Raw genomic sequence first — 14,438 nt, 5'->3', positions numbered from 1 at the left:
ATGAAACAGATTATATTATACATATTTATTTGTTTTTCGGCCTCTGGGTTTTCCCAAAAGTCAATTTCAGAGGTATTAGATAAATATAATGAAGAAAGCATTCCGTATATTACTGTTAAAGATTTATTCAAAAAAGAAAAAGAAGTTATTCTTTTAGACGCTAGAGAATCATCAGAATTTGAAGTCAGTCATTTAAAAAATGCTCTTTTTGTTGGGTATGATAATTTCAATCTAAAAAGAACAATCAAAAAAATCAATAACAAGCAACAAACTATTATCGTTTATTGTTCGTTAGGAATACGATCAGAAGATATTGCCGAAAAACTCAAAAAGGCTGGATATACTAATATTTATAATTTACATGGTGGTATTTTTGAATGGAAAAACAATAATTTCCCTGTTTATAATTCCATAGGAAAAGAAACAGATAGTATACATACATTTAACCACGAATGGAGTAAATGGTTAAAAAAAGGTATTAAGATTTATGACTAAAGAACTCATTATTGTTTTTGTAAAAAACATTAAACTAGGCAAGGTTAAAACACGTCTTGCAAAAACCATTGGTAATCAAGGGGCTTTTGAGGTGTATAGCGAACTCGTTAAAATTACAGAAAATGCTACTGAAAATATTCCTATAGATAAACGTATTTATTTCTCTGATGCAGTTATCAAATCAAAATGGGGAGCTCATTATAAAGCGGTTCAAGAAGGTAATAATTTAGGCGAGCGTATGAAAAACGCATTTATAAAAGGTTTTGAAGATGGCTATAATCGTATTGTACTAATTGGTTCCGATTTACCTGAAATTAATTCTAGTCATATAAAAAACGGATTGCAAGCATTAAAAACTAATAATGTAGTTTTTGGACCTGCAATCGATGGCGGTTACTACCTTGTTGGTATGACTAAGATGTATGATTTTATTTTTGACAACAAACCTTGGAGTCAATCTAATTTATTGGACGTTACCTCAAAAGAATTAAAACAAAATAACACCTCTTTTGCTTTACTTAACTCTTTAAACGATATTGATACGTTTGAAGATTTAGAAGCATCAGCATTTTACAAATCAAATATTAAATTACAACAACGAATACAACAATTAAATGATTAAACACATAAACGAAACCGTTGAATACTTGCAAAGTAAAGGTTTTGAAAACCCAGAAGTAGGTATCATATTAGGTACTGGGCTAGGAAAACTTATAGAAGAAATAGAAGTTTTAATTGAAGTGAGTTACAACCACATTCCAAATTTCCCAACTGCTACTGTCGAATTTCATAAAGGCAAGCTTGTTTATGGTAATCTCGAAGGAAAAAAAGTAATGGTAATGCAAGGTCGTTTTCATTTATATGAAGGCTACACGTTGCAAGATGTTACATATCCAGTGCGCATTATGGAAAAACTAGGTATTAAAACTTTATTAGTATCTAATGCAGCTGGAGCCATAAATTTAGGTTTCAAAAAAGGCGAATTAATGCTTATTGAAGATCATATAAATCTGCAAGGTAGCTCTCCATTAGCATTTAAAGGTGTTGAAAAATTAGGCGAACGCTTTACTGATATGAGTGCACCGTATGATAGTGGCATTAATTCAACATTCAAAACCATTGCTAAAAATAATAATATAAAACTTCACGAAGGCGTTTACGCTAGTGTTGTTGGACCACAACTAGAAACTCGAGCAGAATACAGAATGCTTAAAATTATTGGCGCAGATGCTGTTGGTATGAGTACCGTTCCAGAAATTATAGTGGCAAATCATTTAAAATTAAAGGTAGCGGCAGTGTCAGTTTTAACCGATGAATGCGACCCAGATAATCTAAAACCTGTAGATATTTCAGAAATTATTGCCATGGCTACAAAAGCAGAGCCCGATATGATAACATTATTTAAAGAATTAATAAAAACGATATAATAATCAGTCTTTAGTTTACAGCCAATTTAACTGAAGACTAAAGAATGAAGAATGCAATTATGAGCTACTTAGAAACCACTCACGACGTATATAAAGAAGCAGCATTAACTCCTGATGTTGGCTTATGTTGTACTACAAACCCAATATGGGAATTACCAGGATTAAAAATTCCTAAAATTATGCAAGAGATGAATTACGGCTGTGGTTCAACTGTGCATGCACGCGATTTAACCAACAATCCAAAAATGCTTTACGTAGGTGTTGGAGGCGGTATGGAATTATTACAATTCGCCTACTTTAATCGCCAAAAAGGAGGTGTAGTTGGTATAGATGTTGTCGATGAAATGCTGGAGGCCTCGCGTAAAAATTTTAAAGAAGCTGAAGCACAAAATCCTTGGTTTAAAAGTGAATTTGTTGATCTTAAAAAGGGTGATGCAATGCATCTTCCTGTTGAAGATAATAGTATTGATGTCGCTGCACAAAACTGCTTATTTAACATTTTTAAAGCTGATGATTTAAAGAAAGCTATTGCTGAAATGTATCGTGTTTTAAAGCCTCATGGCCGTTTAGTAATGAGTGATCCAACTTGCGAACAACCTATGAATGAAGAATTACGTAACGACGAACGTTTACGAGCTTTATGCTTAAGTGGTAGTTTACCCATTGCTGAATATGTAAAAGCTTTAACTGATGCTGGTTTTGGAACTATTGAAATTCGTGCACGTAAACCTTATAGAATTTTAGACCCTAAAAATTACCCAACGGATGAGTTAATTTATATAGAATCTATTGAGGTAGCTGCAATTAAAGATCCGATGCCAGAAGACGGTCCATGTATCTTTACAGGTAAAGCTGCAATTTATTATGGGGACGAAGATTATTTTGATGATAATGCAGGACATATTTTATTAAAAAACCAACCTTTAGCTATTTGCGATAAAACTGCTGGAGCATTACAAGCTATAGGTAGAGACGATATTTATTTTTCAGAATCTACTTTTCATTACGATGGTGGGGGTTGTTGCTAAACAACTTATTATAAAACAATTAAAAAGAGCGACTAATTAGTCGCTCTTTTTTTAACATCTAAATTCTTTAAAGCAAAAGTAAGCTATCATAGATATTATCGTCAAAAAACTAAGTAAAATAATTTTCTATGATTCTTGTACTTTTATTCCTTTCTGCATGTTTTTTAGCCTATAGCAATGGTGCTAATGATAATTTTAAAGGAGTTGCCACACTTTTTGGCAGTGGAACTACTAATTACAAAAAAGCCATTAATTGGGCAACCATAACTACATTTTCAGGATCTGTTGCAGCCATCTTTTTAGCCAATGAATTAGTAAAGAATTTTTCAGGAAAAGGATTAGTTCCTAATGAGCTTATTACCATGCCTATTTTTGCTATTGCTATTGCTTTTGGTGCAGCTCTAACTGTTTTTATTGCAACTAAAATAGGGATGCCAATTTCTACAACGCATAGCTTAGTTGGTGGTTTATTTGGTGCCGGAGTCATGGCAGTAGGTTCTCAATTTAATTTTGAAAAACTTGGAAGCACATTCTTAATGCCTTTAATAGTTAGCCCTTTAATGGCTGCTATATTAAGTTTAATCGCATATCTTATTTTTAAGTTTTTCAGAAAACAACTGGGAGTTACTAAAAAAACAAACTTAAGTATTCATAAAAAACAGACTATAAATATCGCATCTGTAAATATGGATAACTCTTCAACGTTAAAATCAAACGCCTCTTTAGAAGCTACAATAAATGATAAAGTAGAAACTTATGAAGGTGAAATTTTAGGGTTAAGTTCACAAAAAGCTTTAGATAGTTTACATTATTTAAGTGCTGGAGTTGTTAGTTTTGCCAGAGGTTTAAATGATACCCCAAAAATAGTTGGGCTACTTTTAATTATTAACACTATTGATATTAAATGGAGTATGATTATTATTGCTATTGTTATGGCTATTGGTGGATTACTTAATGCTAAAAAAGTAGGTGTAACTATGAGTAAAAAAATCACACCTATGAATTCCGGTCAAGGCTTTACCGCCAATTTAATTACAGGTTTATTAGTAACAACAGCTAGTGTTCATGGATTACCAGTTTCTACAACTCACGTATCAGTAGGTTCTATTTTCGGTATAGGTACGGCTACTAAAAAAGCTGATTACAAAATGATAAGTAAAATATTATTATCTTGGTTATTAACACTACCAATTGCAGCAATTATAAGTGGTATACTCTTTAAATTATTAGAGAATCTATAAAGAAAATGAAGTACACAATATTTATATTTTTAGTTATTATTTTATCTGGTTGCTCTGGGACAAAGCGGGTTGTTGAAACTCAAAAACCAAAAGAGCAAACAGAAATAATAGTGAAGACTAAAGATTCAATCATTCAAGAAAAGCCTATAACTATTATAAATGATTCTGTAATTGTAAATAAAGACAAAACAGTTAAGCGTGAAGAAGAAATAGAAAAAGGCAATGATTTTAATCAAATTGTTACCAAACGATTCATTACAACACATCAATTATGGGATGAATTATTGAGCAAGCACATTTCAGATAAAGGAAATGTAAACTACAAATCGTTTAAAAACGAACATAAAAAATTACTCGATTATATCAATGTTTTAAACTTAACATTTTCAAGCGATGATTTTAGGACATTCTCTAAAGAAGATAAACTAGCCTATTGGATAAATGCTTACAACGCTATGACTATTGATTTAATTCTACGCAATTACCCAATAAAAAGCATAAAAGACATTGATAAACCTTGGGATAAACGCTTTTGGAAATTAGGTGAAAAATGGTATAATTTAAACGATATTGAACATCAAATTTTACGAAAAATGGATGAGCCTCGTATTCATTTTGCCATTGTTTGTGCATCGGTTTCATGCCCTAAGCTACTAAACAAAGCTTATAATGCCTTAAATTTAAATGAACAACTAACCAATGTTACCAAAGAGTTTCTTTCAGACACCTCAAAAAACAACATCTCAGAAAACAAAATTGAACTATCTAAAATTTTCCAGTGGTTTACCAAAGATTTTAAACAAAATGGGAGTTTAATTGATTTTTTAAATCAATACTCGAGCATCAAAATTTCAGCGAAAGCGAAAAAAAGTTTTAAAACCTATAATTGGAATTTGAATGATTAAATAAAGCTTTAGCTCCATTTGAAGAGCAAAATATGAAACACCAAATCTCCATAATAATACCTATATTAAATGAAGCAGATAATATTTACCATTTGCTAAATCATCTTTTAGGAAACTCATCAAAAGAAAATGTTTTAGAGATTATTATTGTTGATGGTGGAAGTACAGATGGCTCTCAAAATATTGTTTCAAAATTCAATAACATTGCGCTTCTTCATTCAAAAAAAGGTCGTGCAAAACAAATGAATTTAGGTGCAAAAAAAGCTAAAGGAAGCATTCTTTATTTTTTACATGCTGACTCTATTCCTCCTAAAAATTTTGACAAACACATAATTGAACAAGTTAAAAAAAACAACGATGCTGGTTGCTTCATAATGAAGTTTAACAGTAAACACTGGTGGTTAAAACTTGCAGGACAACTAACACGATTACCTTTTAGATTTTGCCGTGGTGGTGACCAAAGTTTATTTATTACAAAATTACTTTTCAATAGCATTGGTGGATATGACGAAAACTTTAAAATATATGAAGACAATGATTTAATTGGTAAGCTTTACGCTCGTAAACAATTTGTAGTTATTCAAAAATGGCTAACTACATCACCAAGATGTTATTCTACAAATGGTATTTGGCGCTTGCAGTTTCACTATTGGACTATTCATTTAAAAAAATGGTTTGGTGCTTCGCCTGAAAAACTGAATCAATATTATTTAAAATATGTAAGTGTTAAAAAATGATAAAATACACTTAATGAAACACTAAATGTTACAATTAGGTTATATAATCGTCTACTTTTATAGCAAACAGATTTTTATATGAAACCAAATTTACATCTTATTTTAATTACCCTCATTTTTTCTCAATTAATTCAAAGTCAAGAGTCTATACATGCTAAACTTATTGATTCTACTACTCAAAAGCCCATCCCGTTTGCTACCGTTGAGCTTAATAAAAAGTCTGGTGTTATTACTAATGGGAATGGTATTTTTCATATGCATTTAAATAGAAAATCTACAAAAAAAGACTCTCTTTTTATTAACTGTTTAGGTTACGAAACTAAACGTGTTGCTATTCAAAAATTTACGGACAGCATTATAGTTTTAAGCCAAAAATCCATTGAGTTAGATGAAGTTTTAGTTTCAAACAAAAACTATACTATTGAAGAAATTTTAGAAAAGATAAGTCAAAACTTAGCCAATAATTACGACTTTGATTTCACAAAAAGTAAATTGTTTTATAGAGAATCTTATTTAACCAATATTTTGAAAAACAATATTGATATAAAAAAATCTACTATTCCTGAATTTAGTCAAAAATTCGTTGATAGCATACTAAATATTATGCCTAAAAGCTCTGATAATTACACCGAAATTTTAGGAAATTTATATGAAAAGCCTATTCCAAATAATGCTCAAAAGTTAGATATTATAAAAGCTTCTAATCTTTATGATAAAAACAACGAAATTACTTTTGAAGGCTTAGAAGAAAAATTTAATGCTATTTTTAGAAAGCATGTAAAAAGAGACTCCTATTTTAAAATAAAATCTGGATGGTTTGGCACTAAAGAAGAAATTGATTCTTCGCTTTTTGGAGACGAAAAAGAAGCTAAAGAGGTGGAACAAACAAAAGAGCTTATAGAAGCGCAAAAAAAGAAAGAGCGTGAAAGAAAAAAGAATTTTTTAAGATATAGAAAAGGCTCTATTACCAATTTAGAGTATAGTAGTTTTATATACGAAGACTCTCATTTAAATTTTTTAGAAAAATCTAGACGTTATGATTTTGAGCTTTTAGACTATATTTTCTTAAACGGCAATTTTGTTTATAAAATAACATTTACACCTAAAAGAAAAGAGGACTTTAAAGGGACTATTTATGTGAATACTGATGATTTTGCGATAGTTCGTGTGGATTATGAAAATGTAAAATCTTTAAAAAAGTTTAGACTTTTAGGTATTTCATTAAATGAATATTTAAAAAAGGGAACTTTTATTTACTCGAAAAATAATGCTGACAAATATGCCCTTAAATATGCAGAAGTAGAAATGGGTAGTAAATTTGGAATTAAAAGGCCTTTGAAAATCATTGAAAAAAATAAGAATACAAAAGGGCGAAGAAAGCAAAATGAAATTTCGACTGATATTCATTTTATAGTATCAAACATTACAAAAAAAGAATTGGTTGTTTTTGAAAACGAAAGTATTACCGAAGCTTCGTTTAATAGCTATACAGAAAAAGCAAAAGTAAACCCTACATATTTACCAAAATACGATCCGGAATTCTGGAAAGGGTATAATGTTATTGAACCTAATCAGGCTATAAAAGATTTTAAAAGTATTGAGTAGTTTTAACCTTTATTTCTACCTTTTTCGTTTGGGTACAAAGACGGTAAATCATCACTTTGAAAAAACTCTTTTGTAATAATATTAATAGCTGACAATTTTCCTGTAAAGGCAGCTCCAGTATCAATATTCCAAATATTTACCGCTTGCATTGGAATATCAACATTAAAATTGATTGTTGGCGTATGTCCAATATAAATTTCGTTATAATGCTTTAATCGTTTTGGATACAATTCTGAATCTTTTTCAATACGCTTATCCATTGTCAATGCCATCTCAAAAAGTGTTCTGTCAAAGTAAAGGCTCGCTTTAAAAACTTCTTTTTTCACACCATGCATTGATGTAAACCCAGCATGAACAAACAACCTGTTTTCATTATCAATAAAATAAAGGGGCATATTTTCGAAAAACGCTAAGTGCTTCTTTTTTTTATCTTCTGAAAAACCTTCATAACTATCAATAGTTTCTTTACCACCATGCATATACCAGGTTGGGTTAACCTCATCATTTTTTAACCAGTTTTCACACCAAACATCATGATTTCCTTTGATGAAAACACAATTTATTTTCTCAGAAAGCTCAATTAAAAATTGAATGACTTGTGCAGATTCACTCCAACCATCTACATAATCGCCAACAAAAATGAGTGTGTCTTCATCTTTAACCTCTAACTTATTTAACAGCTGAATTAAAGCTTTTAAACCACCATGAATATCTCCTATTGCAAATGTTTTCATTAATTAAATTTTCGATCAAAAATAGGGGATTCTTTTTATAACTATTAAAAGAATATTAAATTAAAAATACTGCCCAATCCCAAATACAAATCCTTTAGTAGAGTTTTTAGTTATACCGTGCCCGTAGTCTATCCTAAAAATAGCATTATATATTTTTTTATGGATAAAACGAAGCCCTAAACCTGGGTATACTTTAATATTTTCGTTTTTGCTAAAGTCACCAAAATCTCCTCCTGGATTCCGCCAAGAACCAGCGTCAACAAAAGCATTACCTTGTAAAACAAACCAATTTTTTTCATAAATTGTATGGCGAAACTCGGTATTAAGAACTATAACACCAGTTCCTCTATCAATAGTATTTCCAACACCGCGAACGTTTAAATTATTATCTACAGAAAAAGGAGCAAATGGTGTTTTATCATTTTTTGACAAACCTAACCGTAACCTATTAGCCCAATTACTTCGTGAGCCAAAGCGTTTAAAATAGAAAAAGTCATTCCACGCTATAAAAAAGTCTGGTAATGCATCGTCTGTAGAAGTAACATACTGAAAGTTAAATTGATTTTTTACTCCAGATACATACTGATAAGAATAATCTAAATTATTATATTCATAAATACTTTTTAACAACCATTTATGCACATTTAATTCTTGAGGAACCATAGGGTTAGTTGCTCCAAATTTATATGCATAATCTTCAACAAAATAGTTTATACCTAACTCTATTTTATTATTAAAATTAAACTCATATAAACCCAAAACTTCTATGGATTGATTATTATACTTATAATCAGCGGTTGTTCCATCAAAAAAAACAGGCTCCTGCGTTGTTAAATCTTGAAAGTTTACTGCCAATCCTAGCTTATTCGAAAACAAATAAGGTGCTCTAAAATTTATGGCGTAACTACTGTAAATATCTTTTTGATAAAAGCCTCCAAAGCCAATGTTTCTTCCAAACAAATTAAATTCGTGTAACCCTAGTCGATAAGCAAATTCATCATTATTTGTGGTATAAATATTTGCAGATGGGATTAAAGTGAAATTTTCCTCAATATTATAAAACACGTTATATTGCCCGTCTTCAGAATGAAACACTTGATAGTATGCATGGGATATAGATGGCAAACGCTTTAAGCGTTTTATATCTTGCTCAATAACTAACGTATCTAACTTCTCTCCTGCTTTAATAGTAGAAATGTTTTTTATAAAAGATGATTTTAATCTTTTATTACCTTGAATCTTTAAATCGGCAACTATATGATTCTGCGAAAACAAACTCACACTAAATAAACTTGCGAATATGATGATTAGAGTTTTATTCATTGCGCCTCAAATGTTTTTAGAACCACCCAATTCACCCAATTATCTTCGCTAACATCCATCAAAGTGAAATGATAATTGTTACCTGCAATTAGTAATGGGGGCATTTGCGTAGTTATATTTAAAACTACATTTGATGTGTTGTAATACTGAAAATGATTATCGTAAGTATAAGTACCTGAAAGTAAATTATCTTGAATATCTGAGACAACTTCAAAATAAATAGCATTATCGCCTAAAGGATTATCTGCCCATGTAAAATTTGGCATTCCTGCTTCATCCTGATTTATTGAAACATTGTCATTCCAAACGGTAGGTTTTGTAATTTGTTTAGATCGAATAGGGTTTGATATTTTTATCTCATCATCCAATTCATAAGTAACTATAATCCATTTTTCAACGGCAGTAGTTTGAGTAAACTTTCCTAAATATCCATTAAAAAAAGGGTTGCTTGTAATGGTTATTTGCTTATAATTCGAAAAATCATTTTTATCAACTTGGGCTGTTTCAGTTTCATAAAGCCGAATATTGGTTGCTCCTGTTTTTGGGTAAAAGAAAGTTAAAACATTATTAGTATCTACATCACTAGCAGAACACGCTATTACAGCGCCCTTCTCAACAGGTTTATTTAAAACATAAGCCGCTAAAGTATCAAGTAATAAATCATCATCATTATCTTTTAAACAAGATGTAAAAACCAAAAGGCCTAAAATTATGTACTTAAATTTATTCATTTAGAATGCTCTATATACTGCTTGCGCAATAAATCTTCTACAGGTTTATTTTGTGGTGTAAAAAACGCATCTTTAACTCCACCACTGTCTTCATGTTTATGAAACCATTTCCAAATAAAACCTCCTGCAAACCAATCTTCATTCCAAAAGGTTTCAAATAACGCTTGAGTTGTATTGGTTTGAGCTTCTAAATTAACTACATTCATGCTTCTATCACTTTTCCATGGCTCTTTCCCTGAATAATCTACACTTCTATAGCCAAATTCAGTAAACAAAACGGGTTTATTGTATGTCTCTGAATACTTTTTTATAACAGCTTTATGTGGTAACCACCCTACTTTTAACTGATTAATAGTAGGTGTTTTTTCTCCACTTACAGGAAAATAAGCATCAACTCCAATAAAATCTAAATCGTCCCAAAATGGTGTGCGTTTAAATTCATCCCAATTTGCCGCATAAGTTAATTTCCCCTTGTAAATATTCTTTATTTCTACTATTAGGTTATTCCAATACTTAGGCCTGTTTTCTATAAATTTTTCAAGTTCTGTACCAATACAAAATAGCTCTGCTTTTACATCTTGAGCTAGTTGAGCATGCTCTAAAATAAATTTTGAATATGAATTTTCTAAGGCTTTCCAATTAGCTTCAGAATTCATTTCAATATATCCAGTAAACTCACCGTGCCAAACCCAAATTTGAGGTTTCAACATAATTTTAATATGCTTTTTTCTAAGCTCTAAAATATACTGTTTCGCTCCTGCTTTTGTTTCTCCATACCATTGCCTTTGGGTATTAAATACAATTTCTGGATGCTCTAAATCCCTTATAAAACCAAAAGGCATGATTGCAGCATAATTTGCATTTACGTTAACAACAGGTCTTACATGGCTTTCATTAATGGCTTCGGCTGAAGCCACAAAACTCACTCCATTAATTTTTTTGCTTTGCGAAGTACAACCTTGAATTGTTATAAATAAAAAGACAATTAGGAGCTTACAAACTTTCATAAAATTTGATTTAAACCCCTAATTTACTTATTAATCATTAAAATAATGCTCTTAAGCCCAGATTAAATGATTGTCCTAGACCAGAATTGCTTCCTCTAACAAAATTACTATAAAGTACTTCTAAGTTTAAAGTTTTACTTAATTGGTACTTTCCTCCAAGTCCTAAAGCTGTGAAATCTTGTTCAAAATCTCCAACACGTTGTTGGTGTTGAACAAATCCTAAGATGGTGAATTCTTGGTTTGGAAAATAGCTTAAAAATACGCCAGGAGCTAAAACAAATGTTTTATCGGCAAAACTAGTTTTCTCTCCAAAGTTATATTCGGTATTTAATTCTGTAAACAATTGCCAGTCTCCACTTGGGAAAGTATAATCGTAGAAAAATCTATTTTGAAATGTATAAGCTGTTTGATCTAAAAACACACCATCTTCAACTTCATTATCTACTAAAGGAATATGAAACGCAGTTTGAATAGTAAAATTATTCACATTTTTAAGCGGATTGAATTTAATAGCTGGTGCAATTGATGTAACTCCTGAACGTGCAGTTCCTCGCTCTCCATCAAATTTAAAAATATCAAATGCTTTTCTATTCCCAACCACATTTGATCGCATTTCAATTAATAATCCAACATTTAATTTGCTGTTTTCTGAAACTCCTGTAAAAACATCAATAGTTGATGTAAAATAGGTTTCTCTTGGCTGATTTTTAGAAACATCACCACTACTATTTGCTACTTTAGTTTGTGTATATAGGTTATTAAAAAACTTAATATCCCATTGTCCTTTTTTAAGTAACTTAGATGGTGTATATGTTTGAATATTACTTTTTGCTTGATCATCGTTATCTTCGTCTTGCGAAAAACCTGTGAAGGTTATTGCAGAAAAGATTAGTAGTGCTATAATTTTTTTCATTTTATTCATTCTTAATTTACTTTTTTATTGTTTGTTTAATTTCCAATCATATGGAAAATAGCTTAGTTTATACTTTCCTTCTAATTTTTCAGTTCTGTATTTATTAATAAAATCGATTTCAGATTCACCCTTCATAGTAAAATCACCTTTATACCATTCCATAATTTGTGAAGCTTGAACACGTTTCTTTTTAGTGTTTACTCTTAAAAAATCTCCGTTAATAGCTTTTTTAGTTTGCGTCTCTAATTGCGCATCTAACGTATCTGGTAAATAAGCTTTATTTATTAATGGAGGGCACCCAACTGCGCCACAAACTAATACAAAATGAAAGCGTGCATCATTAAACTGAGCTCTTAATAATTTATGCTCAATATCATTTAGTGTGATATTTTTTCCTGCTAAACTATACTTAGTTTTATCAAAAAAACCAGCATTATCTAATGGAGAATTAGTTGGATAATTTTCGATAATTCCTTTTATGACAGATAAGTTATAAGCATTAATCCAAAAAGCTTGATAATTTTTTGCATCATTCTTTGAAACCGAAATAGCTTCAGCAAGATTTAACAACTCATTTAAGCCTTCTTGGTTTTCATAAACTTTAGAATAAGCGACTTTACCATTACTAACATAAGTTTCAAAAAAAGTATTAGTTTTATTGAAAAAGACATTCACATCTTGCGAAAACCCTTTAGTGCTAACTAAAATTATTACTAATATTATTATTTGTTTTTTCATTTGATTCAATTTATCATTTGCAAAGTAATAACTCCTAGGTCGTATAAAATGTTAGATAGCTTACATTGATAAAAAAAGTTTTTGGCGTCTTTAAAATCTTTAAATCCTTACAATACAATTTCAATTTATAGCTATTCTAAATTAATAAGCTTAAGTTAAGTTATTATCTTTAACTTCGACCTAATACAGCATAACTAACAAAATCATGGAACACATTGTTATTATAGGAAACGGAATTTCTGGTGTTACAACAGCAAGGCATATAAGAAAACTTTCTGATAAAAAAATTACCATAGTATCTGCAGAAACCGATTATTTCTTTTCTCGAACGGCACTTATGTATGTATACATGGGTCATATGAAGTTTGAACACACGCAACCTTACGAGTCTTGGTTCTGGAAAAAAAACAGAATAGAGCTCAAGAAAGGCTATGTAAAGACTGTTGAAACTAAAAGTAAAACCTTGCATTTTGCAAATGGCGACGCATTACAATACGATAAATTAGTAATTGCTACTGGAAGTAAACCAAATAAATTTGGATGGCCAGGTCAAGATTTAAATGGTGTTATGGGTATGTACCACAAACAAGATTTGGATAATCTCGAAGAATATGCTCCTAATAATAAAGTGTGTAAACGTGCAGTAATTGTTGGTGGTGGCTTAATTGGTATTGAATTAGCAGAAATGTTACATTCTCGTCATATCCCGGTTACTTTTTTAGTTAGAGAATCTAGCTTTTGGAATGGTGTTTTACCTGAAGGAGAAAGTGCTATGATTAACAGAGAAATATTAGAAAATGGTATTGATTTACGATTAGGTGTTAATTTAAAAGAAATTAAAGCAGATAAAAACGGCAAAGTTAAATCTATAATTATTGCGGAAACTGGTGAAGAAATTGAATGTAGTGTAGTTGGATTAACAGCTGGAGTTTCTCCAAATATCGATTTTATTAAAGATTCTGAAATTGATACTAATCGCGGTGTAAAAGTAAATCGCTTTTTAGAAACTAACATTCCTGACATTTATGCTATTGGTGATTGTGCAGAACAGCATGAGGCAATAGACCAACGCAGACCCATTGAAGCTGTTTGGTATACCGGAAGGATGATGGGAGAAACTGTTGCTCAAACCATTTGTGACAATCGTATCGAATACAAGCCTGGGCATTGGTTTAACTCAGCAAAATTTATAGATATTGAATATCAAACCTATGGTTGGGTTTGGGCACAACCAAAAGATAATGAAGCTCGCTTTTATTGGGAGCACGAAGATGGGAAAAAGTGTATTCACATAAACTACGATAAAAATACACGAGAGTTTATAGGTATCAATAATTTCGGAATTAGAATGCGTCATGAGTTTTTTGACAAAGTTTTAACCGAAAAACGCTCAATAGATTATGTTTTAGAACATCTATCAGATGCTAATTTTGACCCTGAATTTTATAAGCTTTACGAGCCTGAAATCGTTGCCAAATTCAATCAAGAAAACAACACTAATATTCAACTTAAAAAGAAAAGTTGGAAACGTATTTTCCAAACTTCATAAATAGA

15 protein-coding genes are annotated in these 14,438 nt (G+C 30.7%); 9 read left to right on the top strand and 6 right to left on the bottom strand.

From position 1 onward, the window contains the following. From M3P09_RS03580 to M3P09_RS03545, 8 genes are all read left to right on the top strand, one after another. Positions 1-495 (top strand): rhodanese-like domain-containing protein, encoded by a 495-nt coding sequence (locus tag M3P09_RS03580; RefSeq protein ID WP_099564591.1) that lies wholly within the window; start codon positions 1-3, stop codon positions 493-495. Beyond that, a complete protein-coding gene (locus M3P09_RS03575) occupies positions 488-1,117 on the top strand; it encodes a TIGR04282 family arsenosugar biosynthesis glycosyltransferase (RefSeq protein WP_249972055.1) in 630 nt (209 codons plus the stop codon). The genes M3P09_RS03580 and M3P09_RS03575 overlap by 8 nt, the downstream gene beginning before the upstream one ends. Continuing rightward, positions 1,110-1,922, top strand: coding sequence for a purine-nucleoside phosphorylase (locus M3P09_RS03570; protein ID WP_099564593.1), 813 nt, complete (start codon positions 1,110-1,112; stop codon positions 1,920-1,922). Before M3P09_RS03575 ends, M3P09_RS03570 begins: the two co-directional genes overlap by 8 nt. A gap of 59 nt (positions 1,923-1,981) precedes the next feature. Then, positions 1,982-2,950, top strand: coding sequence for an arsenosugar biosynthesis arsenite methyltransferase ArsM (gene arsM, locus M3P09_RS03565; protein WP_249972101.1), 969 nt, complete (start codon positions 1,982-1,984; stop codon positions 2,948-2,950). 128 nt (positions 2,951-3,078) lie between these two features. Next, on the top strand, positions 3,079-4,191 hold the full coding sequence (locus tag M3P09_RS03560; protein ID WP_249972054.1) for an inorganic phosphate transporter: 1,113 nt from the start codon (positions 3,079-3,081) through the stop codon (positions 4,189-4,191). Positions 4,192-4,196: 5 nt separating this feature from the next. Then, positions 4,197-5,096 carry a DUF547 domain-containing protein gene (locus M3P09_RS03555; protein ID WP_249972053.1) on the top strand — a complete coding sequence of 300 codons (900 nt, stop codon included), beginning with the start codon at positions 4,197-4,199 and terminating at the stop codon, positions 5,094-5,096. 32 nt (positions 5,097-5,128) lie between these two features. Further along, positions 5,129-5,833 carry a TIGR04283 family arsenosugar biosynthesis glycosyltransferase gene (locus tag M3P09_RS03550; protein ID WP_249972052.1) on the top strand — a complete coding sequence of 235 codons (705 nt, stop codon included), beginning with the start codon at positions 5,129-5,131 and terminating at the stop codon, positions 5,831-5,833. Between the two features lie 78 nt (positions 5,834-5,911). After that, positions 5,912-7,438, top strand: coding sequence for a carboxypeptidase-like regulatory domain-containing protein (locus tag M3P09_RS03545; protein ID WP_249972051.1), 1,527 nt, complete (start codon positions 5,912-5,914; stop codon positions 7,436-7,438). A 2-nt stretch (positions 7,439-7,440) separates the two neighbouring features. Here the strand turns inward: M3P09_RS03545 and M3P09_RS03540 are convergent, their stop codons facing one another. Genes M3P09_RS03540 through M3P09_RS03515 form a run of 6 tightly spaced genes read right to left on the bottom strand, consistent with a single transcriptional unit; the run spans position 7,441 to position 12,884 of the window. Continuing rightward, entirely contained in the window at positions 7,441-8,172 is a 732-nt protein-coding gene (locus tag M3P09_RS03540) for a metallophosphoesterase family protein (protein WP_249972050.1), read from the bottom strand. A 60-nt stretch (positions 8,173-8,232) separates the two neighbouring features. Then, on the bottom strand, positions 8,233-9,495 hold the full coding sequence (locus tag M3P09_RS03535) for a POTRA domain-containing protein (protein WP_249972049.1): 1,263 nt from the start codon (positions 9,493-9,495) through the stop codon (positions 8,233-8,235). Next, complete coding sequence (locus M3P09_RS03530) at positions 9,492-10,226, bottom strand: hypothetical protein (RefSeq protein WP_249972048.1); 735 nt, start codon at positions 10,224-10,226, stop codon at positions 9,492-9,494. Before M3P09_RS03530 ends, M3P09_RS03535 begins: the two co-directional genes overlap by 4 nt. Then, positions 10,223-11,233: a glycoside hydrolase family 113 gene (locus tag M3P09_RS03525; protein WP_249972047.1), complete on the bottom strand. Its 1,011-nt coding sequence runs from the start codon at positions 11,231-11,233 to the stop codon at positions 10,223-10,225. The genes M3P09_RS03530 and M3P09_RS03525 overlap by 4 nt, the downstream gene beginning before the upstream one ends. A gap of 37 nt (positions 11,234-11,270) precedes the next feature. Beyond that, complete coding sequence (locus M3P09_RS03520; protein WP_347709790.1) at positions 11,271-12,146, bottom strand: hypothetical protein; 876 nt, start codon at positions 12,144-12,146, stop codon at positions 11,271-11,273. Between the two features lie 24 nt (positions 12,147-12,170). Continuing rightward, the gene (locus M3P09_RS03515; protein ID WP_099564603.1) at positions 12,171-12,884 is read right to left on the bottom strand and encodes a DUF547 domain-containing protein; all 714 of its coding nucleotides are present in this window, start codon (positions 12,882-12,884) and stop codon (positions 12,171-12,173) included. Positions 12,885-13,089: 205 nt separating this feature from the next. Between M3P09_RS03515 and M3P09_RS03510 the strand changes: the two genes are divergently transcribed. Beyond that, complete coding sequence (locus tag M3P09_RS03510; protein ID WP_249972046.1) at positions 13,090-14,433, top strand: NAD(P)/FAD-dependent oxidoreductase; 1,344 nt, start codon at positions 13,090-13,092, stop codon at positions 14,431-14,433. The last annotated feature ends 5 nt before the right edge of the window (positions 14,434-14,438 follow it).

The organism is Jejuia spongiicola (assembly GCF_023502325.1).
GTDB lineage: Bacteria > Bacteroidota > Bacteroidia > Flavobacteriales > Flavobacteriaceae > Wocania_A > Wocania_A spongiicola.
This window is presented reverse-complemented; position numbering and strand designations above follow the sequence as displayed.